24 protein-coding genes and 2 pseudogenes are annotated in these 22,883 nt (G+C 52.7%); 15 read left to right on the plus strand and 11 right to left on the minus strand.

What is annotated here, in order from left to right; genetic code table 11:
* Positions 1 to 2: 2 nt before the first annotated feature.
* The 4 genes from PISL_RS06900 to PISL_RS06915 are packed head-to-tail and all read right to left on the minus strand — an operon-like array spanning position 3 to position 5,076.
* Positions 3 to 2,447: an aldolase/citrate lyase/malate synthase family protein gene (locus PISL_RS06900; RefSeq protein WP_011763081.1), complete on the minus strand. Its 2,445-nt coding sequence runs from the start codon at positions 2,445 to 2,447 to the stop codon at positions 3 to 5.
* A 30-nt stretch (positions 2,448 to 2,477) separates the two neighbouring features.
* Positions 2,478 to 3,860 carry an FAD-binding oxidoreductase gene (locus tag PISL_RS06905; RefSeq protein WP_011763082.1) on the minus strand — a complete coding sequence of 461 codons (1,383 nt, stop codon included), beginning with the start codon at positions 3,858 to 3,860 and terminating at the stop codon, positions 2,478 to 2,480.
* Positions 3,857 to 4,156 carry a 4Fe-4S dicluster domain-containing protein gene (locus tag PISL_RS06910; protein ID WP_011763083.1) on the minus strand — a complete coding sequence of 100 codons (300 nt, stop codon included), beginning with the start codon at positions 4,154 to 4,156 and terminating at the stop codon, positions 3,857 to 3,859. The genes PISL_RS06905 and PISL_RS06910 overlap by 4 nt, the downstream gene beginning before the upstream one ends.
* Positions 4,153 to 5,076 (minus strand): heterodisulfide reductase-related iron-sulfur binding cluster, encoded by a 924-nt coding sequence (locus PISL_RS06915; protein WP_011763084.1) that lies wholly within the window; start codon positions 5,074 to 5,076, stop codon positions 4,153 to 4,155. Before PISL_RS06915 ends, PISL_RS06910 begins: the two co-directional genes overlap by 4 nt.
* A gap of 267 nt (positions 5,077 to 5,343) precedes the next feature.
* On the opposite strand from PISL_RS06915, the gene PISL_RS06920 reads away from it, so the two are divergent.
* Both PISL_RS06920 and PISL_RS06925 read left to right on the plus strand, forming a co-directional pair.
* A complete protein-coding gene (locus PISL_RS06920) occupies positions 5,344 to 6,930 on the plus strand; it encodes an L-lactate permease (RefSeq protein WP_011763085.1) in 1,587 nt (528 codons plus the stop codon).
* Positions 6,931 to 6,954: 24 nt separating this feature from the next.
* The gene (locus tag PISL_RS06925) at positions 6,955 to 8,115 is read left to right on the plus strand and encodes an LUD domain-containing protein (protein ID WP_011763086.1); all 1,161 of its coding nucleotides are present in this window, start codon (positions 6,955 to 6,957) and stop codon (positions 8,113 to 8,115) included.
* On the opposite strand, the pseudogene PISL_RS10905 reads toward PISL_RS06925, so the two are convergent.
* Positions 8,103 to 8,401 (minus strand): annotated as a pseudogene (locus tag PISL_RS10905) (oligopeptide/dipeptide ABC transporter ATP-binding protein); the annotation flags it as partial. The gene PISL_RS06925 and the pseudogene PISL_RS10905 sit on opposite strands and share 13 nt — an antisense overlap.
* 149 nt (positions 8,402 to 8,550) lie before the next feature.
* Entirely contained in the window at positions 8,551 to 8,991 is a 441-nt protein-coding gene (locus tag PISL_RS06930; RefSeq protein ID WP_011763087.1) for an SRPBCC domain-containing protein, read from the minus strand.
* A 46-nt stretch (positions 8,992 to 9,037) separates the two neighbouring features.
* Between PISL_RS06930 and PISL_RS06935 the strand changes: the two genes are divergently transcribed.
* The 10 genes from PISL_RS06935 to PISL_RS06980 all read left to right on the plus strand — a co-directional run bounded on the left by PISL_RS06935 (position 9,038) and on the right by PISL_RS06980 (position 16,464).
* Positions 9,038 to 9,823: a hypothetical protein gene (locus PISL_RS06935; RefSeq protein ID WP_167827646.1), complete on the plus strand. Its 786-nt coding sequence runs from the start codon at positions 9,038 to 9,040 to the stop codon at positions 9,821 to 9,823.
* Positions 9,824 to 9,924: 101 nt separating this feature from the next.
* On the plus strand, positions 9,925 to 11,517 hold the full coding sequence (locus PISL_RS06940; RefSeq protein WP_011763089.1) for a cytochrome ubiquinol oxidase subunit I: 1,593 nt from the start codon (positions 9,925 to 9,927) through the stop codon (positions 11,515 to 11,517).
* Complete coding sequence (locus PISL_RS06945; RefSeq protein WP_011763090.1) at positions 11,514 to 12,617, plus strand: cytochrome ubiquinol oxidase subunit I; 1,104 nt, start codon at positions 11,514 to 11,516, stop codon at positions 12,615 to 12,617. The genes PISL_RS06940 and PISL_RS06945 overlap by 4 nt, the downstream gene beginning before the upstream one ends.
* A 94-nt stretch (positions 12,618 to 12,711) precedes the next feature.
* Positions 12,712 to 13,080, plus strand: a complete 369-nt coding sequence (locus tag PISL_RS06950) for a PaaI family thioesterase (protein ID WP_245218344.1) — start codon at positions 12,712 to 12,714, stop codon at positions 13,078 to 13,080.
* Positions 13,077 to 14,723: a citramalate synthase gene (gene cimA / locus PISL_RS06955; protein ID WP_167827733.1), complete on the plus strand. Its 1,647-nt coding sequence runs from the start codon at positions 13,077 to 13,079 to the stop codon at positions 14,721 to 14,723. Before PISL_RS06950 ends, cimA begins: the two co-directional genes overlap by 4 nt.
* Positions 14,708 to 14,923, plus strand: coding sequence for a hypothetical protein (locus PISL_RS06960; protein WP_011763093.1), 216 nt, complete (start codon positions 14,708 to 14,710; stop codon positions 14,921 to 14,923). Before cimA ends, PISL_RS06960 begins: the two co-directional genes overlap by 16 nt.
* Entirely contained in the window at positions 14,923 to 15,477 is a 555-nt protein-coding gene (locus tag PISL_RS06965; RefSeq protein WP_011763094.1) for a PIN domain-containing protein, read from the plus strand. Before PISL_RS06960 ends, PISL_RS06965 begins: the two co-directional genes overlap by 1 nt.
* Positions 15,417 to 15,620: a hypothetical protein gene (locus tag PISL_RS06970; RefSeq protein WP_011763095.1), complete on the plus strand. Its 204-nt coding sequence runs from the start codon at positions 15,417 to 15,419 to the stop codon at positions 15,618 to 15,620. Before PISL_RS06965 ends, PISL_RS06970 begins: the two co-directional genes overlap by 61 nt.
* A gap of 266 nt (positions 15,621 to 15,886) precedes the next feature.
* Positions 15,887 to 16,216 carry a hypothetical protein gene (locus PISL_RS06975; RefSeq protein WP_011763096.1) on the plus strand — a complete coding sequence of 110 codons (330 nt, stop codon included), beginning with the start codon at positions 15,887 to 15,889 and terminating at the stop codon, positions 16,214 to 16,216.
* Positions 16,195 to 16,464 carry a hypothetical protein gene (locus PISL_RS06980; RefSeq protein ID WP_011763097.1) on the plus strand — a complete coding sequence of 90 codons (270 nt, stop codon included), beginning with the start codon at positions 16,195 to 16,197 and terminating at the stop codon, positions 16,462 to 16,464. The genes PISL_RS06975 and PISL_RS06980 overlap by 22 nt, the downstream gene beginning before the upstream one ends.
* A gap of 422 nt (positions 16,465 to 16,886) precedes the next feature.
* Here the strand turns inward: PISL_RS06980 and PISL_RS06985 are convergent, their stop codons facing one another.
* Together PISL_RS06985 and panB are read right to left on the minus strand one after the other, a co-directional pair.
* Entirely contained in the window at positions 16,887 to 17,645 is a 759-nt protein-coding gene (locus tag PISL_RS06985) for a 4-phosphopantoate--beta-alanine ligase (RefSeq protein WP_011763098.1), read from the minus strand.
* Positions 17,642 to 18,427 carry a 3-methyl-2-oxobutanoate hydroxymethyltransferase gene (gene panB / locus PISL_RS06990; protein ID WP_011763099.1) on the minus strand — a complete coding sequence of 262 codons (786 nt, stop codon included), beginning with the start codon at positions 18,425 to 18,427 and terminating at the stop codon, positions 17,642 to 17,644. The genes PISL_RS06985 and panB overlap by 4 nt, the downstream gene beginning before the upstream one ends.
* A gap of 28 nt (positions 18,428 to 18,455) precedes the next feature.
* Here panB and PISL_RS06995 point away from each other — a divergent pair, with 28 nt between their 5' ends.
* The 3 genes from PISL_RS06995 to PISL_RS07005 all read left to right on the plus strand — a co-directional run bounded on the left by PISL_RS06995 (position 18,456) and on the right by PISL_RS07005 (position 20,764).
* A complete protein-coding gene (locus PISL_RS06995; RefSeq protein ID WP_011763100.1) occupies positions 18,456 to 19,307 on the plus strand; it encodes a ketopantoate reductase family protein in 852 nt (283 codons plus the stop codon).
* On the plus strand, positions 19,280 to 20,056 hold the full coding sequence (locus PISL_RS07000; protein ID WP_011763101.1) for a hypothetical protein: 777 nt from the start codon (positions 19,280 to 19,282) through the stop codon (positions 20,054 to 20,056). Before PISL_RS06995 ends, PISL_RS07000 begins: the two co-directional genes overlap by 28 nt.
* A gap of 438 nt (positions 20,057 to 20,494) precedes the next feature.
* Positions 20,495 to 20,764 carry a hypothetical protein gene (locus tag PISL_RS07005; protein ID WP_011763102.1) on the plus strand — a complete coding sequence of 90 codons (270 nt, stop codon included), beginning with the start codon at positions 20,495 to 20,497 and terminating at the stop codon, positions 20,762 to 20,764.
* On the opposite strand, the gene PISL_RS07010 is transcribed toward PISL_RS07005, so the two are convergent.
* From PISL_RS07010 to cbiS, 3 genes and pseudogenes are all read right to left on the minus strand, one after another.
* Positions 20,718 to 20,960 carry a TIGR00304 family membrane protein gene (locus tag PISL_RS07010; RefSeq protein WP_342364419.1) on the minus strand — a complete coding sequence of 81 codons (243 nt, stop codon included), beginning with the start codon at positions 20,958 to 20,960 and terminating at the stop codon, positions 20,718 to 20,720. The two genes, PISL_RS07005 and PISL_RS07010, sit on opposite strands and share 47 nt — an antisense overlap.
* Positions 20,961 to 21,098: 138 nt before the next feature.
* Positions 21,099 to 21,464 (minus strand): annotated as a pseudogene (locus PISL_RS07015) (molybdopterin-dependent oxidoreductase); the annotation flags it as partial.
* Between the two features lie 364 nt (positions 21,465 to 21,828).
* On the minus strand, positions 21,829 to 22,818 hold the full coding sequence (cbiS, locus tag PISL_RS07020; RefSeq protein WP_011763104.1) for a bifunctional adenosylcobinamide hydrolase/alpha-ribazole phosphatase CbiS: 990 nt from the start codon (positions 22,816 to 22,818) through the stop codon (positions 21,829 to 21,831).
* Positions 22,819 to 22,883: the final 65 nt, after the last annotated feature.

Genomic DNA, 22,883 nt, shown 5'->3' on the forward strand with positions numbered 1-22,883 from the left:
ATTTATCGAATATCGTGTATATAATCGTATAGTTCAAGCACGTAGGACTTTAGTTTGCCCTCTTTAACTAATTTCTCTACCTCCTCTCTTGGAGTGAAGAGAGCGCGTAGTACAGTGCTCCTCTCCTCATCAGGTAGGGGAGCTAACACCATAATAAGACGGCCGCCGTGTTGCAAATACATCGGAGATGTTAGCTTCACCTTTAGGATATCCATAATGACTGAGGCGAAGGATCTGTCGAATCTAGGCTGGTTTTCTATAACTGCTTTCTCAAGCTCTTCTACCTTAAACAACTCGGCGATTTTTCTGGCTGTGTCTATGGGTGTTTGGAATCTAAATGGCCCTGCCTTATAGGCGTTGTGAAGTATATTCTTTACGTTTTCTACAAAGCGTAGTAGTATTCTCTCGGCAGATATTCTATCTAAGTCTTCGTAAAAGGCGTAAGTCCATTCCATATGTAACTCCCAGAGCTTTTCAAAGAGTTCTTCGTCGAACTGGGTTCCAGCACTTATCTTAATTCTGTCATCAGCCGGTATAACGCCGAGTCGCGTCTTAGCAGGCCCTTTTAATGCGCCATCTTTTGTTATACGTGCTTTATGTCTAAGGAGCGTCCAAAGCCAGGTGGAGAATATACGATATGTAGCTAAGTCGTTCATAAATCTCTGGCCCAGTTCGTAGTCGTCTATTGCAGCTGCTAAGTTGCCATTTAGAAGTTGGAAGCCGTAGTTAGCTGCCATATAGAAGGCGTGCTGTATATGTTCAATTGTAATATCGCCCTTAGGAGGCTCATAGAGAGCTGACCAAAGGTCTTTTCCTCCCCATAGTTCCACGTTGTTAAATAGTTTCTCTGGACTGTCCAACATCTCAGGCCGTATTACCCATGGAGTGATATTACCATTTTCGTCTATAAGCCCAAGTCTCTGGAAGAGTTGTCTCTCCTGTTCTGTCAATCCGCTGTCTACAGCTGGGATCTTAACGCTATCGACTTCTACATATTTCACAGGCCTGTTTATCATTGCCTGTAGCTCCTCCAGGCTTGCCTTAAGCGGCTCGTTACCAGCTTTTACATAGGACTCTTCAGGCGTCGCCACCCAGCTCTGTCGGAATAAGTCATAAAGCCTACCCTTCACCTTTCCTTCAAGTATGTCTTTGAGAGTCACTTTGCTAACGGCCTCTTCTGTAACAAAAATCAAGCCGATTAGTCTCTCCCTTAGCTTATCTAGCCATATGGCCCTTAACGCCCTTGCGTTATACCTATTTCGCTGGTATGGGTCATCCGGCCTATATAGCATGACCGCGGCCATCCCTCCGACAGGCGCCGCGTTGAGCTTTCCCTCTCTGTCAAGACCAGCCATTAGGCAGAGAAGCGCGTTGTACTTCTGATAGGCCATCATAATGGGGTGGGTCATTGTTATATTCTGAGGATCTGGGTACACTGCTTCGTCTTTCCACATCTCAATAAGAGAGCCCAAGTAGTCCCACCGGCCGTTGTTGCTTTTAACAAGTCTCTCTCTCCATATCCAGAAGATCACCGGCAGATATAGCCCAGCTCTGGCCTCTTCATACAGCATAGCAATTTTTATCTCGCCTCTCTTTAGCCCCAGTTCATCTTCTACACGTCTCAAAATTTTCTCTATGACTAACGCCTCGTCTGGTGTTTGAACCTTTGGGACATAGAAATAGACGCCAGAGCCTACTTTTTTAAGCTGGTCATAGTTATTCACGGTGTATATCACAATAGATGTAATAACAGCGGGGACCGGCCTCCCGTCAACTCTGATGTCAAAGTCTAAAATATGGAGCCCAGGTATTCTGTGAATTAGAGTAGGCCACTTAGATCTCTCCTTTTTAACGTAATACGCCTTGCCCCCCTCTATATACGGCGTCGGTATATCTCCCTCTAATACCCTTTTTACAATTCTCCTAGCTTCCCACACAGCCGCGACAGATCTGCCAGAGCCCCAGGGAATGAACCACGCGGGACTTGCGTCTTCCTCGTCTTCCATCATAGATGCGACATCGGCGTTAATTTGGTGGATAGCTCTACTCATGGGGTACCAAGGCCCTGTTATCTCAAGCCCGGGGTTTTTAAGTGGATGTAAATCGTCTGGCACAGGCGTGTTCCAGTTGAGACCCCACCTCAGCGGTGTGTCTCTACCTAGGAAATTGTCAATAAGGCCTTGTACAATTTCTCTAAATGTTCTTACGTTTCCATCGGCGTCTACAAATTTCTCATCCCAACGAGGAAACGTTGCTTTCTCACGGACAGGTCTTCTATCATTAAGCCACTCCCTTCTCGCTCTCACGACTCTATCGATATCAGAACGGAATTCTCTCGTAAGTTTCTCTATTAAATCTTCGACTACAACTTTTCTTCCATTTACAATCTTTTCACCAAACAACTCGGGAAATTTCTTTAATACTTCTCTATTAATTTCTATTACCATAGTAAAGATAATATAGAATTTTATAAATTTTTAGTCGAATATCTTGCCAGGGTTAAATATGCCGTAGGGATCAAATATGCGTTTAATTTCTCTAAATATTCTGAGGACGGCCGCCGAGTTCTTTGCTTCATACGTTTTCTTCAGGAACTCTTTCTTATGAAGCCCTATGCCGTGTTCTGCACTTATAGTACCTTCATGTCTTAGTGCAATTTCGTCAAACCTTTCATAGAGCTCAGCGACTTTCTTTTTCTGAATTTCATCTGACTTATTAAACCACAGTATAGGGTGGATATTGCCATCGCCTACGTGTCCGCCAAATATCGTTGGTATGCCGTAATCCTTGGCGGTTTGTTTCATCTCCTGTAACGCTTCAGGTAGCTTAGAAAACGGCACGGCCACATCGCCTATAAGTACTAAAGCGTCTCCGCCGTATTGTTCTATGGCTTTTTTGACGGACGCTGGATATAACAGACGGCGGGGTCCCAGTAGTTTGAAGAAGGTTCCCCAGTCTCTCGCCTCGGCGCTTATTTTCCCGCCGACTTTATCTATAACTTCTCTAAGACGCGTTAACATGACATCTTCAGACCCTTTTGTGGCATCTATGCCGAGCCAAAGCGTGTACTTTCGCTCAAGCCCCACGAATTCAGAACTGTCGTCATCCATAAACTCCGCCACTAATAGCCACAGCCTTCTCCGTCTGCTTTCAACAACGGCCTTCGCCAGTGAGACAACGTCTTCAAATTGGGCTACGACCCCCACGAAAGACTCTGGCAGAGGCGCCAGTCTCAGCATTGCTTTGGTTATAATCCCCAAAGTCCCCTCGCTACCCACGAACAAATGGAGTATATCGTAGCCCTCTCTACATTTGACTGTGCGGCATCCGACTCTGATAATTTCGCCAGTGCCAATTACCGCCTCTAGTCCGAGTACCCAGTGAGAAGCCGGGCCATATTTAGCCCCCCTCATGCCGCCGCCACCGTTAATTATAGTGCCCCCTACAGAGGCCGTCTTAGAAGATGCAGGATCCACCGGCCATTGTAAACCGTAGCGCATCAGCTCTAGGTTAAACTCGTCTATTCTTATCCCAGGTTCGACCGTAGCTAGCCAGTCCACTTCTGACACCTCAAGAATTCTATTCATTTTCTCTGATGAAAGCACTATGGTTTTCTGCGCTGTGGTGGCGGCGTTGCCGGAAAGAGAGGTTGAGTGGAAGACAGGCGTGATATATAACTTATTCTCAATGGCAAACTTAACGACTTCAACGACGTCGTTTACAGATTCCGCATATACCACGGCTAACGGAAGTTGGTACTCCAACAAGGTGGGATCTCTGGCGTATATACGCAATATATCTGGATCTCTAATCACTTTTTCTTTGCCTAAGCGTTTCTCTAAATCTACTGTCACACTCATACCCTACCCTCAGAGAGTCTTTGAGAAATAAGAAATGTTTTAAATGTGTGAATAACTTCTGTAATCTTTATCTCGGCAGGGCATTGTATTTCACATGCTCCGCAAGCGAGACAAGTCATAACTCCTCTATAAGCCTCTTCTGAAATTTTTCCATCAAAGTTTTTTACTATATTTATGCGGCCACGAGGTCCAAAATGTCTCATCCTAAATACTCTATAGGTAGGGCACGCAAATTCACAAAAACCACAGAATTGACATTTTGAAGCCTCTGTTATAATCCCCTTCATGTCTCTCATGTCTGTACTACTTCAGGAAGGTAATACAACTCTAGCCCGCCTCCAGAAGCCCTCTTTAGATTTACATAACATATTGGACATAGTAAAACAACACGCTTTGATAAACGGGAGAGCTCTCTCACTCTTGTCTCGGCAACCTTCCGCGCGACATCTGGAAAGAGAGATTCGACGGGCCCCCCACAACACTGGGCGGTCTCTCTCCCAGTCACAAAGGGATCCTCCACCGGCTCTCCAGCCGCCAGCAGCTTTCGCACGGCGTCGTATCTGCCGAGAAATCTCGCATATAGACAGGAGTCGTGTATGGCAAATCCCTTCAGTGTAACTCCGCCTGGCTTTATCAGGTCGAGATAGCTTACAACCTCTATGTCAAACCCATCTACATACTTGGGGTATATCTTCTCAAGGACGTAATGGGTGTGGGGGTCTACCGTGATTATCCTCTTTATGCCGCGTTCTTTAAAAAACAACGCGACCCTCCTAGCGTATGCGGCGAAGTCGTCAACAAGGCCAAGCTCATATAGGAGGGCCCCCGAATATATCTCTCTATCAAGCAGTCTAAACTCCACGCCACTTTTCCTCAGTAGACCGTAGATTCTCTTTAACACCTCGTCAGCTCGTCCCACCTCAGCTCTATCTGGCTTAAGCAAAACCCCGCCAAAGGTCTTGGCCGCAATAGCCGCAAGAGAACTCCTCAGCCCACCCCTAGTCGCGCCGTATTTCTCAAGGCTCTCCACAGCCTTCTCAATTACAGGAGCCAAGTGGTACATACATGAGGTGTAGAGAGCCGTAGAAGAATTCGCGCTTTCAAGACCCCTCTTCCAACTCTCACAAAGCCCCTCGTCGATGGGAAAAGGAAGCCAAGACTTGTTTAAAGAATCAACTACGATGTCGCGGAGCTTAGATATCCACTCGATACTCATTACCAAATTTGTTTTAAAGTACTTATAAATCTCATATATTGATTAATATATATGTAGATAAATATCTATGTCCAGCATAATGTAGGAGTTTATCAATGATTTTTTGATGTAAAATAAATAATATAGCATATGTTAAAATAAAAATATATTCATATTTTGTAACTTGTTCATAAAGATGTAGAAAAATAGCTCTTATACACATTTAAATGATAACATTTCCTATATTTAAATGCAAAATTTAAAATTATAGATAAGTATAGTATTTTCATGATATATACACAACCTAAACTCTTCTGGGGTGACCCAGTGTTAACTATTATCATAGACATAACGCCAATTGTAGTTCTTTTCATATTATTGGCTGGCCTAAAGTTATCGGCATGGAAAGCGACTTTGATATCTTCCATCTTCACATTACTACTTGCCTTCTTGGTGGGTGCGCCTCCGGATCAAACTATGTATGCATGGCTTATAGGTGCTTTATTTGGTTTATGGAGTATTTCGTGGTTGATCTTTTGGGGTATCACTTGGTTTAATACCTGGCGTCTCACAGGTCATCTTGACGCATTTACCTCCTGGCTGTTGAGGAATATTGTAAATGATATCAGAGTACTTTCTCTCGCTCTTGCATGGGCTCTCGGAGCATTGATAGAAGGTTTGATAGGGTTTGGCACTCCCTGGGCTTATATTGTCCCTATGTTAATCTCGCTAGGGCTGCCAAGTCTCAGGGCGATAACAGTAGTCGCCGTGGCCAATACCGCGCCTGTTTCATATGGCGCATTTGGGTTACCTATAATAACTATAGCTGGAGTTACCGGGCTTCCCTTGATGTTTATGTCTTCGGTGGCGGCGCATATAGTCGCCGTACTTTCTTTCTTTATTACATTTATATTACTGTACGTAGTAGACGGCTGGAGAGGTATTAGGGAAGTGTGGCCATTTGGGCTTGTTGGAGCTTTCGGCTATGTCATTGGACAATATACAACAGCTGTATATATGGGACCTTATCTTGCGGATGTAATCGGCTCCATTCTCTCCTTTATTTTTATAATAGCATTTTCAAAAATATGGAAGCCAAAAAATATTATTAAACCAACAACTATTAAAATAAATAATATTCAAGATAAAGGTATAGTCTTAAAGGCCTGGATTTCTCTAGTGGTATTTATAGCTGTAATGGGGCTATGGAACTCTCCCATATCGCCCATGAAGCTTAATCTCGCTACATTTTCTGTATCAGCATATTCAGAAGTGTTAGAGAAGAAAGTCTCTGTATCTTATACATTTAACCTTCTCGCCACAGGAACTTCTGCATTAGTAGCGTGGCTCATCACTATTCCAATTATGGGCGCTAATAGGGAGGTTGTGGCTAAGGCTCTAAGAACCACTCTCTCACAGACATGGGGTGCTGTGTTGACAGGCATATTTGTAATAAGCCTAGCATTTGTTTTCAACTTCAGTGGAATGGCGTACAGTCTTGCCTATTTAGCCTCGGGCCTCGGTATCTGGTTTATCTTTATATCTCCATTTCTAGGATGGCTCGGGGCTGCGTTAACCGGAAGTAACACTTCGTCCAACGCATTATTTGGGCCGTTCCAAGCAGCCATGGGAACTTTGCTTGGACTACCCCAAGGTCTTCTCCCAGGCTTACAGACTATCGGTGGTGAATTAGGCAAGCCGGTGGCTCCACAGACAGTCTCAGCTGGCGTATCTACCACAGAATATGTTAGAAGAGAAGGCGAGGTGATTAGGAATAACCTAAAATACTCCATAGGACTAGTGTTTCTCTTGCTATTAATCGGCATAGCCTATCTGACTCTCTACCCCTATCCATTTATTCTACATGGCAAGTAATTCGGCATTTTCTAAGGCCTAGTTATGAGTTGGGAATTAGCTATAGAACGCGCAGTAAACTACATGGTGCCAAGAGCGTATGCTGTATTGTCTAGGTACAGACACTTAGATGAATTGCGCAAAGAAGTTAGGAGGGTTAGGGAGGAGGTGGTGAGGAATTTAGATCGTTATGTTGAAGAGTTTGGGAAGTCTGTGGAGAGGGTGGGCGGTAGGTTTTATCTAGCGGAGACGGCGGAGGAGGCGCGAGAGACTGTGGTAAAGATAGTGGGGAGGGGGAAGGTTGTGGTGTTGGGCAAGAACAACGTGGCGATAGAGACTAGGCTTAGAAAACGGCTTGAGGAGGAGGGCAACGAAGTCTGGGAGACAGACCTCGGCGAGTTCCTAGTCCAACTCAGCGACGGCGAGCCAAGCCACATAATAGTACCCGCTATTCATCTAACGAGGGAGAAAGTTGCCCAACTTTTAAAAGAGAAATTGGGGGTTGATGTACCACCTGATCCTGTTGCTATAGCTCAGAAAGTTAGGGAGTTTCTTCGTGAGAAATTTACTAAGGCGCATGTAGGGATTACTGGTGCTAACGCTCTTGCTGCTGATACAGGCGCTGTATTTCTAGTCGAAAACGAGGGGAACATTCGGATTACTACTTCTCTTCCGCCTGTCCACATTGTCTACGACGGCGTAGAGAAAATCCTACCTACTATGATACACGCATTTATGGCAATTAATGTACAGGCGGCATATGCCGGTTTGTATCCGCCTACCTTTGTAAATATCACCGCAGGCCCCAGCTCTACCGCTGATATAGAGTTTTACAGAGTTTCTCCTGCCCAAGGCCCTAGGGAGTTTCACGTGGTGCTTGTGGATAACGGCCGTAGGAGGGCTGCCCGCGACCCTGTCCTCTGGGAGGCCCTCCTCTGTATTAGATGTGGGAGGTGTCATTTCCACTGTCCAATATATCGTGTTTTAGATGGGAAATTCGGCGTACCCCCTTACACAGGCCCCATGGGCGTAATGTGGACTGCCATAACACGCGGCATAGAAGAGGCAGGCCCCCACGCCCTAAAATGCGCCCACGCGGGAAATTGTAAAGAAGTATGCCCCATGGAAATAGACATACCCAAGATAATACAAGAAATAAAGATGAGATATATGAAACAGATAGGGGTCTCGTCTCAGTACAAGTGACATGCTACGTAATGTCCACTTTTTACCTCTTTTAACTTAGGCTCTTCTCTATTGCATTTTCCCTTTATTACGTATGGGCAACGTGGGTGGAAGCGGCAGCCAGGTGGCGGATTTATGAGGTTCGGTATTGTGCCGGGTAGGCTCAAGTTTCTCTTGTGGATTTATTGGGTTTATCACCGCTTTTAATAAACCTTTGGTGTAGGGATGTTGGGGATTTTCAAAAAGCCCATAGACATGGCCCCTTCTACCTGTCATATGTTACAATAACTCTATCGGCGAACTCGGCCGAGGATCACATGTTGTGCCCTAAGGATTTATAAATATGCCAAACTCGTCCCCAAGATGATTAAACTGCCGAGGCTGTTTATACAGCCGCAAGTCTTAGAGAGAGGTTTAGACGTAGACTAACATGAATTATTATGTTGTGTAGAGAGTCTATTGGGACAGATACTTAGCGAAATTTTTCGCAGCGTCTTCTGCCATTTTTCTCAACGCGTTTTTTACTACAGTGGGCGCTAGAGACGCCACGAGCCCCCTCGCCGCCCCCTCAAACCGCCATTTAACTAGAGATTTGCCGTCTCCGCTTGGCTCAACATCTACGCTTATTTTAAAATCCGCCGCCGTCTGCATACCCTCTGCCCTCCCCACCACGACTACTCTGTCGTCCCTCACCTCGGCGTATTTAAACCTCGCCGTCATTCTTCCAGAGAGGTGGCCGAACTTTACCGTGACCTCGCCGATATATTCATCGCTGGACTCTCTCACGCCGCCTACGCCAGGTATGAGACGGGCCACAGCTGCCGGATTTTTCAACAATTTTACCACCTCCTCCGGGGGTTTATCCACTATAAACTCGCCGGATTCAGCCACCTGCATATTGCTATGAGACACTTGGTTTATATAGATGATTTCACGCCTCTCTGTGAGTGAGATATTACGTAGACTATTGAGAAGGGGCGCATATAACATTTTTGAAAAACTTCTTGGCATTGAGAGGGAGAAACATGGGCTGCGGTATGTGCCTGCCGACGCAGTGGGCTACGCAGTTGTATGTCCGCGCTACGCGGCGATGTACGCCGCAGAGAGGGAGGTGGCGGTTTTTGCCAGGGCGCTTATCGATAGGGTGAGATACGCCGAGGAGCTCAAAATAGTAGACCCGTCGGTTTTAAAATCGACAATACGTAAAGCTCTAAGGGGAGACAGAAAGGCTGCCGAATCTCTGCTAGAGGTGGGGCGCGGCCTCACGCCGAAGGATATTGAGAGGATCTTCCCGTCTTTAAGACAGGAGTTTGAGAGATATAGAAAAGCCGCCAGGGGGCCCCCGCCGGAGGGATTTGGCGAGGAGACTTACTACTTCTACAATTACGCAGAGCCACTTCCATACGCCGGATTTTCAGACATATGGGGAAGCTACGTAGTATACATTGTCGCAGGTATCGCCAGCGACTACGTCTACGTTTTTAAATACGTCAGGGGGCTTGACTATAGCATTGCTAGATCTATGGCGGCCGCAGAGGGGGACGTGGCGGCAAAAATCTGGCAGAGGCCGAGGGTAAAAATCCACATTCAGAAGCCGGAGAAGACGCCAAAAATTACCTACGTCGATCCGCACGACCCCGAGCCGCATTACAAGGCGTTCCAGAGAGGCGAGCCAAGGGCAGGCCCCCTATGTCATAGATGTCCATATAAAGACTTGTGTACACTCTAGGCGTGATGAATCGGTTCTATCCAGAGAGGTGAAGAGTGCCGAGTTCGCTGAACGAGAAATAGTTTCTGGTAAAACTTAAAAATCTATACAATTCTTTATACATGCCGGATCCAAACCCGCTTCTGCCTGTAAGCGCGCTGGGCGTGTATTTCCACGGCGTGTTTATATCGCTGACTTTCGGCCTGCCGGTGGCGATCGGCGTAATGCTCTGGAAGTGGTGGAGGACCGGCGACAGAGACTACTACAGGGCAGCTCGCTTGATGACCGCCGTCCTCGGCGTAAACTTCGCCCTCGGCGCCATTACGGGTACCCTAGTGGAGTTTGGGCTTGTCCAGATTTGGCCTGGCGTCAACCTAGCGATAGCTACCTTCGCCTTCGCCCCCCTAGCTCTTGAGCTGATAGCCTTCGCCAACGAGATAGCCTTCCTGATCCTGTTTATAGTCACCTTGGGCAGGGTAAGGCCGCCGGTCAGCATGGCCATCCTCGCCCTGTATGCGGCCTTCGCCTACTTCTCCGGCGTGTTAATCACAGCTGTGAACAGCTGGATGCAGGCGCCCTGGGGCACCGGCCCAGTGGCTAAGGCACTGTATCCCTTCATGCCGGAGTACGGCCCCACCGCCGTGGACGTGCCCAAGCTGGTGGCCGTGAAGCTCGCTGCCGTGGTCACAGGCCAGCCCATCTCGCTTATAGTTGAGAAGCCCGGCGTGGCTAAGGAGGTGGGCATAGTGCTCAAGGACCCGATGGTGGCTATGTACAGCCCATACGCCCTTGCATCAGTTTTCCACAACATCCTGGCGGCGATTTTGATCGGCATGGCGGTGGCGACGGCCGGCTGGGCCTATAGATACTTCAAGACTGGGGACGCCAAGTACTTGAAGATAGTGAAGCCGCTCGCCGGGGCCTTCGCCGTGTTGTTCGTGATCCAGGCTCCGATCGTGGCCCACTTCATGGGCGAGATGGTGGTGGAGTACAACCCCACCAAATTCGCGCTTATGGAGGGCGCCGAGAAGACCTTCACCAACCCCATCCTCGGGCTGGTCGCGTACGGCGACCCCAACAAGCCCATCGTGGGCTTCGACCAGTTTAAACAGGCGTGTCTCAGCCACGGCAACAAGACTGTGGGCGATCTAGCCAAAGCGCTCGGCCTACCCTCGACGCTGCAGTTGGCGGGCAAGTCCATCGACCTATCCGGAGTCGCCTCCGTCAAGCTGGCCGACCTGTGCCTCGCCGACGTCCAGAGGGCCGAGGCCTACATGCCGCTAATCCACGCCACGTACTACACAAAGGTGGCCTTCGCCATCATAGGCGGTTTGGCGGCCGCCGTCCTCTTCTTCTACTTCTACAGAGTGCCGGGTCTCTCCGCCATAGCCACAGCCATCGCCAAGTTGCTTGGAGACGAGAGGAGGAGGGTGTTTATACTGGCCCTCCTGCTGGTCCTCGGCACTGTCATCCCGGCTGTGGCTGGGTGGGCGGTTAGAGAGATCGGCCGCAAGCCCTGGACGGTATACGGCCTGCTCTATCCGTCTGAGTTGGTGACGCCGGTGCCCTACGCCACAAGCCCCGGCTTCTTGGCCGTGCTATATCTAATTATCCTCGCTGTGAACCTTGGCGGCTTGTACGCCATGTATCTGGTGGCCACTAGGGAGTACAAGTTCCTAGAACTTCTGAAGAGAGGCGTCGGACAGAGCCCATGAACGAGGCGGTATTTGTCGGGTTCGTAGGGCTGGGGCTGTCCGTCACGCTACATATAATCTTCACCGCGATGACGCTTGGCGCCGGCCTAATCGCGGCTCTGTACAGGTGGATCGCGTATAAGAACAACGACGTGTGGGCCGAGTTGTTCGCCAGGAAGGCCTTCAAGGTGCTCATAGTGTCTGAGCTATTCAGCGGCGTGTGGGGCACCATAATTACGGTCTTCCTCGCCGGCTTCTTCACTGCCGTCACCACTCTGGCCACAAACACGCTGTTTATACCCATCTCCATAGCGATAGCGTCTATAATGGTGAGGATACCCGCCATCGCCATCAGCTGGTACACATGGGGCAAGATATCCCCTAGGGCCCACTCCATCGTCATGTGGATAATGGCCCTATCCGGCTTCGGCATTCCCTTCGGCTTCCGCGCCATATTCGCCGAGATCAACCATCCACAGGCCATCGGCTACTACCTCCAGACAGGGGCTAACCCCGGCTGGATGGCCTACGGCAACCCGCTCTTCTGGACGCTCTACCTACATACGGTGGCCGCCGTCATATCAACCGGAGGCTTCGTGGTGGCTAGCCTCATGGCGCTTGAGAAAGACCCCCGCGGCGTGAGGGTCGGCCTCACATTCGGCTTCGGCCTGCTCACAGCCCAGCTCCTATTCGGGCCACTGTATTGGCATTCTCTCGGCGTCTACTCGCCACTCCTCTACCAAGCGGTCAACTCCACCTTCCTGCCCATATTCGCCGTGAAGCTGGCCGCTGTGGTCGCCCTACTGGCGCTGGGATACACGGCGCTTAGGGCGGCTAAGGCCGGCTCCATCGCGCCACATGTGAAGTTCCTCGGCCCCCTAGCCCTCTTCGTGGTTGCGCTTGGCGAGATACTCAACGACGGCGCCCGCTACCCCAACCTCGTGATCGTGGGCGACAAGGGCCTCCCCGCCGACCTCTTCGCCAACTTCTACATGGACATCCCGATGCCCGCCGTCAACATGATACTGGCGTTTCTAGTTCTGTCAATAGTGGTGTTCACCACCGCCGCCTTCTACGCCCTATATAGGAAGTTCCTCGCTGAGGTGCCGGAGACTGAGTAATTTTAAACTCGTCTATTTTTTCATGGGTCTCAACGCGATCCTATCTATGGGTGTTGAGGAGGTTAATAAGTTTATATACTCTGCCGAGCCTATTATGGCGTTTCTCGGTTATAGACTTGTGGAGCTTTCAGAGGGACGCGCCTGTGCCGAGTTTAATATGTCGCCAAATGTACAAAGGGTAGGTGGGGTGTTACACGGCGGGGTTATCATGGCTGTGTTAGACGAGACCATGGGCTTCGCCGCCTTGACTCTAAACGAGGGGGTTGATCAAGTCACCGTAGAGCTTAAGGTGAACTTCCTAGAGCCAGGCGTGGAGGGGCCGTTTAGAGTATGTGGCACTGTGGTGAGGAGAGGGAGTAGGATTGTGGTTGTAGAAGGCGAGGTGGTAGACAGCAGGGGGCGTCTCATAGCTAAAGCCCTAGGCACTTGGTATTACATGTCGAAGAGAGTAGGCGATAGATAACTTTATATACACTACATTTTCTAAATAGACATGCCGGGGATTATGTAGAAGTCTTAGACACCACATTAAGAGACGGTTCGCAAGGGGCAAACGTCTCCTTTACTCTCCAGGACAAGATAAGGATTGCCCTTAAGCTGGACGAGCTGGGGGTGGACTATATTGAGGGCGGTTGGCCCTACTCTAACCCGAAGGACTACGAGTTTTTCAGAGCGATGAAGGAGTACTCCCTCACGCGGGCGAAGCTGGCGGCCTTCGGGAGCACCAGGCGTAAAAACGTGCGGCCGAAAGACGACGAGAGTCTCAACTCAATAATAAAAGCTGACGTGCCGGTGGCTGTTATCTTTGGCAAGAGTTGGGCCCTCCACGTAGAGAAGGTGCTAGAGACCACCTGGGAGGAGAACCTCTCTATGATTGCCGAAAGCGTGGAGTATCTCAGGGAGCACGGCATGGAGGTAGTGTACGACGCCGAGCACTTCTACCAGGGGTACCAGGAGGACCCCGAGGCCGCCCTTGCTTCCATAGAGGCGGCGTGGAGAGCCGGCGCCAGGGTGGTGGTCCTCGCCGACACAAACGGCGGCACTCCGCCGCATGAGGTGTACAGAATTACGGCCGAGGTGAGGAGGAGGTTCCCCGCCATGGCGCTGGGGGCCCACATGCACAACGACATCGGCTGCGCCGTGGCCAACACACTCATGGCGGTGGCCGCCGGCGCTAGACACGTCCAGGGGACTATCAACGGCATTGGCGAGCGGACAGGCAACGCCGACCTCACCGCCGTCCTCCCCACCCTGGAGCTCAAGATGGGGTTTAGGGTTCTACGGGACGAGCCGCCCCCCGTGAAGTACAGCCGCCTCAGGGAGGTGTCTAGGCTAGTTTACGAGGCGTTGGGCGTTCAGCCGAACCCATACCAACCGTACGTTGGCGAGTTCGCCTTTGCCCACAAGGGGGGCGTCCACGCAGATGCCGTCATGAAGGTGCCGAGGGCTTACGAACATATAGACCCGGCGCTGGTGGGCAACAGGAGGGTATTCGTGGTGTCTGAGGTGGCTGGGGGCGCAAGCGTAGTGGTGAAGGCGGCTGAGGAGCTGGGCATCCCCCTGGACAAGCGGCACGAGGCGGTGAGGAAGGCGCTAGACGAGATAAAGAGGCTGGAGAGGGAGGGCTACTCTTTCGACCTAGCGCCGGCCTCTGCCCTGCTCATACTCATGAGGCACCTCGGCCTCTACAGGGAGAGGTTCAGGGTCGTGGAGTGGAGGGTGGTGACTGGGCCCAGCGAGGCGGCCTACGCCATAGTCAAGGTGTGGGTCAACGGCGAGGAGAGGCTGGAGGCGGGGGAGGGCGTGGGGCCCGTCCACGCCATAGACGTAGCCCTGAGGAGGGCCCTCACCGTGTCCTTCCCAGAGCTAAGGCCAGTGGCCCTAAGAGACTACCGGGTGGTTCTCCCCGGCTCGGTGAAAAGCACAGAGAGCATCGTCAGAGTCACCGTGGAGTTCGGCAACGGCGACAGGATATGGCGGACGGTGGGGGTCTCCAGCAACATAGTCATGGCGTCTATAAAAGCGCTTGTAGACGGTTACGACTTCGCCCTCCAGACAAAAGAATTAAAAACACGCGCCGTGGAAAACATGTGGAAGAGGTCTTAAAGGCCCTCGAGGAGGCTAGGGAGCTTAGGAGGAGACACGCGGACTGGCAGTTCATAGAGAGCCAGCCGCCTAAGCTAAGGGCGGCCCTTAAATACTACGTGGAAACCGGCGATATATACGTCGCCTCCCGAATCGCAGGCATGACGGTGGACGAGTTCAACGAGCTGAGGATCAGAGCGAGGATCCCAAGCGTTACCTAATGGAGGCGATAGCGGACGCCTCTTTCCTAATAGACTGGAGTAGGTACGGGGGCAGAGATCTGCTGTTCCGCATCTTCGACGTTGTACACATACCGGAGTCGGTCCTTAGGGAGATAAAACACCCGCCGGCCGTGGATTGGGTGGCGGAGAAACTCGCCGAGGGGGCCCTCGCCCTCTTTACCGAGACGTCGGAAGTAGAGGCTAGGGCAAGGGAGGTCATGGCCGCCAGCAGAAGGAGGCCGCTTAGGGCGGTGGATTACCCAGAGGCGGTGTGTTTAGCCGCTGGGCTTATGTATGGCTACGTGGTGCTTACAGAAAATGGCGGCGCTTACTTTGCGCCGCAGGTATTAAACCTCAACGTCACAGTATGGCGGGCCTTCGAGGTCTTAGTTGAGGGCTGGAAAAGGGGATTGGTGCGAGACATAGAGGAGGAGCTCAGGCGATACGAGCGGGAGACGCTACATTTATTTAGGAGGAGAGATTGGGAATATGTATGGAGTCTGAAGAAGAGGCTAGGGAGCTTAGGAGGAGACACGCGGACTGGCGGTTCATAGAGAGCCTACCCCCGAGACTTAGAGCAGCCCTTGTATACTACATCGAGACGGGCGACTTGAGGAGGGCGCAGCAGATAAGCGGGCTTGACCTCGACGACTTTAGAGAGCTCATGAGGAAGGCAAAAGTTCCGCTTGTCCTGTAGATCAGTAGTGAGAGAAATTGGCCACTGGGTAGGCCTAAACAACGCAATACACGCGGCGAGGCGCAACATGGGATCACATATCAACAACCTACAAGGCTTCACCACGCGCTAACTCACCACCCCAAGTGGTGCGAAATACCCCCGCGAATCTTCGACGAGCCGATTAACTCCATAGCGCCTGTCCTATCTGTCGCTGGCTGAGTAGCATTTCAAAAAGGTAGGTATACACCGGCAGTATATCAGGTATAAAAAGCTGGGTCTCGGCCATGAGGTTGGGCGTGGTGGTGGCTGCGGCGGCTTTGGCAGTGTACGCCTTAGCCGTCTCGGACAGCAAAGCGCAGTCTGCGCAAGATGCGGCGATCGAGGGGCTGGCGATTGTGGAGCCCGACTACTACGACTCCTTCTGGTACATGTATGGCAGACTGCCGAGGAAGATGAATATTGAGGTTGACGACGTGGTTAGGCGTGTTTTGGAGAGGCTTGTTGGGGCTCCCGGCCCTGCGAGAGGCGAATTTCAGATTGACGAGAGACAGTGGTTTCACAGCGACGCGGCGGGTGGGGAGGTTTACGAGAGGTGTCTTGGGGGATTTTTGTAGACGCGGCGAGGATATACATCGTGGTGACAGATAGAGCCTGCGGAGAGAAGATAATGAGGGCTGTGGAAGACCTCACGAGACAATACGGCGCCGAGCTGATCTTCCTCAAAGGCAAATACATACAAACAGCTGATAGAATGGATGGAGGCGCTGATAGAGAAGCTACTAGGTGGCGGGCAACAGGAGAGACTGAAACAGATGTGTGGAAAGATAGTTGTCACCGGGGTTGGAGTAGACCAAGCAACTAACCAGATCGTCGTGGGCATAAACCCAGCTGCATAAGCCGGGCCGTCATCAGTAGCCAAGGCTCTTGACGAGTTGGGAATCCAGAAAGACGCCGTAATCCTAGAGAAATTCCCCGGAGCCGTGCTGGCTGCACTACCAATTTACAGCGGTACGGGAACCAAAAGCTACAGCGACGAGGTTGGTGTCTCTATGTCTTGCTCTCTCGGGTCTTGGGGTTGACGCCTCTGGGAGACCCGTCGCCCTTACGGCTGACCACTGCGCGGCTTCTAACGCGTGGCGCAACCACCCGGGTTGAGGAAGGCCGATGACCTCCACGCCTTATCGTTGACGTCGGCGAAGGCGTGGACGGGGAGAAGGCCCCCTTGCGTGAATCAGCGACTGCTGGCGGTGATGGCTTGGGGGCAGACGGCTGAGGGTGGTTGTTCTATAGCATCTCTGCGGCTATTTTTTCTAGCCGTGTTTTTATGTGGAGTAGGGCTTCTGCCAGCACGGCGTTGTTGTTGTATTTGGCGAGGATGTCCTGTATCCGGTTGCGGTCTTTTTTGAGGTTTTCTACCGCTTCTACGAGGCGGGGGAGGGCTCTGGTGAGGTTGTCTACTATGGTGATGGTGGCGGCGCGGGCTGTTCTGCTTAGGGGGTTGAGGTCTATGGCGATTACGGTCTTGCCCATCTTCCTAAGCGCCTCTGTCCTATCGCCGTCTTCTAGGGGGACGAGGACCACGTCGGCGGTGTATATGCCTCGGCAGCTTACCCTCCTCCTCTCGCTGAAGAGCTCCGGTATTGTGCAGGAGGCGTCTTCCCCCACGCCGAGGACCTCCTCGGCGCCGTGTCTCCTCAGTATCTCGGCTATTTTCTCCTCCCGCTCCCGCGTCCGGTAGAAGAGGTTGACCTCTATTAGCGCCGGGACGGCCTTGGCTAGTCGCACCACGTCGCCGGGAGCTAGGGCGGCCACGTTTCCGTTTACGCTAATCACCGGATGTCTCGCGGCGAGGAGGGCAGCGGCGGCCGCCTCTATTGCCTTCTGGGCGAAGGGCTGGGTCTCCTCGCCGATTAGGTAGTCAAAGCACTCCCCCCTGCCCTGTGCGATCAGCCCCTGGAGGGCGACGTAGCCCTCCCTGGCCCCCTCCACGATCTTCTCCCTCTCCAGGAGGGATCTGTACCGGGGGTGGGTTGGGGGGATCATTCCCTGTAGTGCTCCCTCGCTGGGAAGAGGCCTTTCCTCACCTCCTCCGCGTATTTAGACACGGCCTCTCTTATCGCTGCGGCAACGTCGGCGTATCTCTTGGCGAAGCTGGGAGGCCTCTCCGAGAGGCCTATCACGTCGTGGAGGACGAGGATCTGGCCGTCGCAGTGGGGGCCGGAACCTATGCAGATGGTGGGTATGTCTACGGCCTGTGTCACCTCCCTGGCGAGGGACGCAGGCACGAACTCGAGGACTATGGAGAAGGCGCCTGCGTCTCTAAGGGCTTTGGCGTCCTCTAGCACCTTCCGCCTCTGCTCCTCTGTCTTGCCCACCATCCTGAAGCCCCCTATTGTGAGAACCCTCTGGGGGGTTAGGCCTATGTGGCCCATCACTGGTATGCCTGCCTTGACTAACCTTTCCACTATATGGGCATATTCGGCACCTCCCTCTAACTTTACTGCGTCTGCCCCCGCCCTAATGAGGCGCGCCGCGTTTTTCAGCGCGTCCTCTGGCCCGGTCTCGTAGGACATGAAGGGCATGTCGGCTACGACGAGGGCCCGCGGCTTTGCTCTGGCCACCGCCTCGGTGTGTCTAACCATGTCCTCCATGGTGACGCCGAGGGTGTTGGGGAGGCCTAGGAGGACCATCCCGAGGCTGTCGCCGACTAATATGCCGTCTACCCCCGCCTCGTCTACCGCCTTAGCCGTAGGGTAGTCGTAGGCTGTAATCCAGACGTAAGGCCCGCGGCCTTTGGCAAAGTCTAAGACGGTCTTTCTACGCATAGATTTATTTTCCCCCCTCTATAAATTTGTGTTCGTCGTTGTTGGTCTGGGGGCGGTGGGGAGTCTCTTGGCGTATTTTCTAAACGAGGCGGGGCTTGAGCCATATGCGGTCTCTAGGTCGAGGTGTGATGAATATATCTTCTGCAATGGCGACAGTTGCCACAAGCTTAGAGTCAAGATGATCGATAGGGCGCCCCCCGACGTGAAGTATAGCCTTGTTGCTGTGAAGGGGCCGGACACAACTGGAGCACTTAGGGTGGCTTCAGGCGTGCCTGTACTCTTCCAGAACGGCATCGGGGGGCTTGAGTTGGCTCGGGAGGTGTTTCCAAACGCCATGGCAGCCGTAGTGACCTACGGCGTATACCGGGAGGGCTGTAGGGCCGAGCTGAGGGGCAGGGGGGAGATAATCCTCCCGAAAGAGGCTGCGGAGGTGGGGGAGGCGCTTGCGAGAGGCGGCGCGGCTGTGCGACTTGTAGACGACGTTGAGCCGTACCGCTGGGCGAAGCTTGTTGTCAACGCCGCGATAAACCCAGTCACAGCTATTTTGCAAGCTCCCAATGGGGTACTGTTGGAAAATCCCTGGGCTCGCGCCCTCGCCGAGAAGTTGGCACTAGAGGCAGCGGCTGTGGCGGCGGCCGTGGGGTATCCAGTGGAGGGGGCTGTGGATACCGTTTTTACCGTGGCTAGGGCAACTGCAAGTAACATCTCGTCTATGGCGCAAGACTTGGCCAGGTGTAGGCCTACGGAGGTAGACTTCATAAACGGCGCCGTGATGAAGTACGGGGCGGCGCGGGGGGTGGCGACCCCTCATAACTATGTCGTATACACCTTGGTCAAGGCGCTGGAGGAGAGATGCGGCTTAAGATTCCGCACCACGTGACGGGCTTTTGGCTCCCCCACTACGGTGGGAGCCCGTTGGAGACGGGGTCGGTGGGAGCCGGCCTCCTCTTGGACTATGCAGAGGTGTATCTCTCTGGCGCCGGCGTTAGATACAACGGCGAGCTCCTCGAGGCCGGCCCGGGGGTGGATATTAAATCGCCCTATCCTCTTGGCTATGGTTACGCTGGGTCGGCGGTGGTGAACATCGCAAAACACGTCGCCGTTCTTGGTCTCGGCCTTGAGGCGTTTCAAAGAGCGCATATTGCCGAGGTAGAGGCTGGGACTGGGTTGGGCGACGTCCTTGCGATATACACAGGCGGGTGTCTTGTAGTCAGAACCTCGCCTGGGGCGCCCGGCGTGGGAAAGGCATATGGATATGACTGCCCCCGCCTATTTGTAGCGACAGTAGATTTACGTAGGGCGGAGACAGCTACGATGTTGAAAAGTCTCCGTCTGCAGTTGGAAATAGAGGGGAGGCGGGCTGTGGAGGCGATGATAGATGGGGACTTCCAGACTTTTCTAGAGCTTGCTAGGAGGTTTTCTCGGGCAGTCGGCTTTTTGACACCCCAGCTTGAGGAAGAGCTTAGGAGGCTGGCCGGGGTGTCAGGCTTCTACGTGAAAAAGGGAGTCCTAGTAGTGGTGGCAGAGAGAGACCACGTTACAGACGTGGCGGAGACGTTGAGGAGATACGGCGCTGTACATATAGCGGAGTTAAAGTGGCGGGCTGTATACCTATCCTGGAGCTACTAGACTGGAGTTTGTCAAGTCACACCTCAAGTGAGATGTATTGCCTTCCTGAGTTCTGAGACTCAGGGAATCCGCAACCTCTCCTATTTCGAAACGGCTCGCTCGATCCAGGGACGGCGCCAAGTTGTTATATTCTGACGTCTGTCTTAGGTAGGCCGTCCCTTGCCTTAGTACATCCAAGGCGGAAGTCCTCCGGGGATGTGCCAGGAAAGAGATGGGGAGATATGCACATTTAGCATTTGTCCAAAGAGAAGCTGTGGTATAGTATGAACATAGGTCGCTAAGTTTTTACGCTTAGCGTATAGATTGCTTGGTGATGTGAAGCGGCTGCAGGCGGAGTTGTGGCGAAGATGGGAAGAGCTGATGTCTATTAGTTTTGTGTCATGGCAACACTTGACATGTTGTAAGATTAAGCTTTTATATTGGGAGATATATAGATATGTGAGACTGTTTATCCTAGCGCTTACGATGATTTTTACAGGATTTCTGATTTTGTTCGTAGCGCCGTTTCTCTCATTAGCGGGGCGTGTAGAAGTGGCTGGCGGCGGTTGTATCGTCTTGTTTTTTATACCATTTTGCTTCGGCGCTGGCTCGCCACAACTCCTTTCTATTGCTGTTGTCATGTCAGCTGTCCTTGCGGTAATCGCGGCGTTGATTATGTGGCTTACCGCCAGAGAGCTAGCAAGAAGAGGAGGAGAGACAGGAGAGTGAGAACTACGGCGAGAACCATTGTTATAGTGGCAATGCGCTGGCTTGTACCAAAGACGATGGGGACGGGGCCCACGATGAGGACTCCGCCGGCCTCAGCTCTCTTGGCCTCGTCTTTAGCAACTCTCAGTGTTGCCAGTATAAACAGTATAAAGCCGAGGAAGATGAGCAAAAGCCCCAAAACCACAAGCTCGATCACATATACACTATAGCACTGGCTATATAAATCTTAGGGCCGTAATGGAGGAGATACATACGACATAGTCAAGGTTTTAAACGCGTAAAAAATATCGCCTATGATGACTTCGGCAGGAGCGGAGGGTGAAGAGACTTAGCCCTAGCTGATTGAGACTCTCCTCCCCCGCATGACCGGCCTGCCGAAGTCGAACCTCTCCTCCCGCCAGGGGTCTGCGTTGAGGGAGTAGCCCTGCATCTCCCAGTAGCCCGGCACGGGCTCAGTCAAGACCTCCACCGCGGCGAAGTACCTCACGGATTTCCAAGCGTAGCGCGTGGGCACCACGAGGCGAGCCGGGGCGCCCTGTTTCTTGGGGAGGGGCTCTCCGTTGAGCGCCCAGGCGACTATCGTGGCCTCCTCCATCAAGGCATCGAGGGGGAGCGAGGCGGAGTAGCCGTCTGCCCCCCACGCGAGGGCGTACTGGCCGTAGGGCTTCGTCTCCTCGAGGAGAGACTTCAGCGGCGCCCCTAATAGCCCAGGCAGACGGCGAGAAGCAAGCCGCCATATTGAAGGCCGAGGGCCAGAAGCAGGCAGCGATACTGCAGGCGGAGGGCTAGCGCCAAGCCGCAATATAAGGGCTGAGGGGCAGGCCAAGGCTCTGGACTACATAAACGAGGCCGCTTCCAAGCTAAGTCAAAACGCCCTTCCCCTGTACATCGAGGCGTTGAAGACCATCGCCTCCTCCCCATCCACAAAGATAGTCGTTCCCTGGAGCTACTCGCCGCTGTCCAGAAGATCATAAAGCTTAACTTTTTATTTACCTCTCCTGTTGCATCCGCGCATCGACAAAAACGCCTCTATTCAGCAACGCCGATGAAGAGCCCCGCCTCGGCTAAATCCCGTGTAGTAGCTTGTCGTAGAGTCTCGAAAGTAAGCCTCCGGCTAGGGCTGCGGCTACGTCGTCGGTGTACATGGGCAGTCTATCTAGGGGCGGGGGCTTTCTTCTGTCGAGCCAGTACATGGCTTGTAGTGCTTTGAAGCCGTTTATGTACTGGGCTAGCGCCGCGCCTATTGCCTCGTCTGCCACTATCTTCTTGCTGTCTTGGGCGTGCTCCTGTGGGCTTAGCCCGCGGTGGGTGCCCGAGGCGGCCTTTACATCTAGCTCCCCCGCGGCGTAGATGAAGGCCCAGACGTTTGGGTCCTGTAGGAGGCGGCTCAACATATCTGCCGCGGACTCCTCCACGCCTTGGGCGCCGGGGACCGGCGCCTGGCGGTAGGTCTCCAGCACAAGCCTCAGGAGGTCGCCGACGCCCACCCCGAGGTACCTCCGGAGCTCTTGGTCCAGGTCGGGGGGTCCTGCGGCTTTTTTCACTGCCTCTTGGACTAGGGCGTAGACCTCCTCGCCCACCTCGGTCCCCAGGCCCATGTATCTGGCCTTGACGCCGCCCGTCGCTATCACGGCGACGGCGTCTGACACGTCGCCGCCTAGTCTCGCCAAGCCCCTCCTAAGGCCCATGTCCACCGCCGCCACGGCCTTTGCCTCGACGGCCAGCCTGTAGACGTCGGCGAGAGCTCTGAGGTCGGGCTCTGCCTGCACAACCACGAGGACGTTTATGGTGTTTCCGAAGCCGGCCGTTGCCACTGCCGCGGCGTATCTCCCCCGGGCGGCCCAGTGGTGCTTTGCCACGTCTACCGCGGTGTAAAAGTTGAGGTAGCCGGGGACAGCGGCCTCCTCCATCTCTCTACAGGTCATGTGCGTCGTCACCTGCCTAAAGACCGCCCCTTTGACCTTCCTCACCCCTCCGTCCACTGTGCTAGACAACGCTACGCCAGGCGCCTCGACCCAAAGCGCTCCATCTACTAGCTTGGTCTCTATACGCATGGCTTTTAGAAAGACTCTAATATTTATATGTTGGAATTCATTCAAGTTTATAAATATTTGGAAGT

The organism is Pyrobaculum islandicum DSM 4184, from assembly GCF_000015205.1.
In the GTDB taxonomy this organism is placed as follows: Archaea; Thermoproteota; Thermoprotei; order Thermoproteales; family Thermoproteaceae; genus Pyrobaculum; species Pyrobaculum islandicum.

What these genes read in the sequence shown, in the direction of transcription:
- PISL_RS06900 (WP_011763081.1), bottom strand. Translation starts at nt 2,447, where the DNA reads ATGGTAATAGAAATTAATAGAGAAGTATTAAAGAAATTTCCCGAGTTG.
- PISL_RS06905 (WP_011763082.1), bottom strand. Translation starts at nt 3,860, where the DNA reads ATGAGTGTGACAGTAGATTTAGAGAAACGCTTAGGCAAAGAAAAAGTG.
- PISL_RS06910 (WP_011763083.1), bottom strand. Translation starts at nt 4,156, where the DNA reads ATGAGAGACATGAAGGGGATTATAACAGAGGCTTCAAAATGTCAATTC.
- PISL_RS06915 (WP_011763084.1), bottom strand. Translation starts at nt 5,076, where the DNA reads ATGAGTATCGAGTGGATATCTAAGCTCCGCGACATCGTAGTTGATTCT.
- PISL_RS06920 (WP_011763085.1), top strand. Translation starts at nt 5,344, where the DNA reads ATGATATATACACAACCTAAACTCTTCTGGGGTGACCCAGTGTTAACT.
- PISL_RS06925 (WP_011763086.1), top strand. Translation starts at nt 6,955, where the DNA reads ATGAGTTGGGAATTAGCTATAGAACGCGCAGTAAACTACATGGTGCCA.
- PISL_RS06930 (WP_011763087.1), bottom strand. Translation starts at nt 8,991, where the DNA reads ATGCAGGTGGCTGAATCCGGCGAGTTTATAGTGGATAAACCCCCGGAG.
- PISL_RS06940 (WP_011763089.1), top strand. Translation starts at nt 9,925, where the DNA reads ATGCCGGATCCAAACCCGCTTCTGCCTGTAAGCGCGCTGGGCGTGTAT.
- PISL_RS06945 (WP_011763090.1), top strand. Translation starts at nt 11,514, where the DNA reads ATGAACGAGGCGGTATTTGTCGGGTTCGTAGGGCTGGGGCTGTCCGTC.
- PISL_RS06950 (WP_245218344.1), top strand. Translation starts at nt 12,712, where the DNA reads ATGGCGTTTCTCGGTTATAGACTTGTGGAGCTTTCAGAGGGACGCGCC.
- PISL_RS06965 (WP_011763094.1), top strand. Translation starts at nt 14,923, where the DNA reads ATGGAGGCGATAGCGGACGCCTCTTTCCTAATAGACTGGAGTAGGTAC.
- PISL_RS06970 (WP_011763095.1), top strand. Translation starts at nt 15,417, where the DNA reads ATGGAGTCTGAAGAAGAGGCTAGGGAGCTTAGGAGGAGACACGCGGAC.
- PISL_RS06975 (WP_011763096.1), top strand. Translation starts at nt 15,887, where the DNA reads ATGAGGTTGGGCGTGGTGGTGGCTGCGGCGGCTTTGGCAGTGTACGCC.
- PISL_RS06985 (WP_011763098.1), bottom strand. Translation starts at nt 17,645, where the DNA reads ATGATCCCCCCAACCCACCCCCGGTACAGATCCCTCCTGGAGAGGGAG.
- panB (WP_011763099.1), bottom strand. Translation starts at nt 18,427, where the DNA reads ATGCGTAGAAAGACCGTCTTAGACTTTGCCAAAGGCCGCGGGCCTTAC.
- PISL_RS07000 (WP_011763101.1), top strand. Translation starts at nt 19,280, where the DNA reads ATGCGGCTTAAGATTCCGCACCACGTGACGGGCTTTTGGCTCCCCCAC.
- cbiS (WP_011763104.1), bottom strand. Translation starts at nt 22,818, where the DNA reads ATGCGTATAGAGACCAAGCTAGTAGATGGAGCGCTTTGGGTCGAGGCG.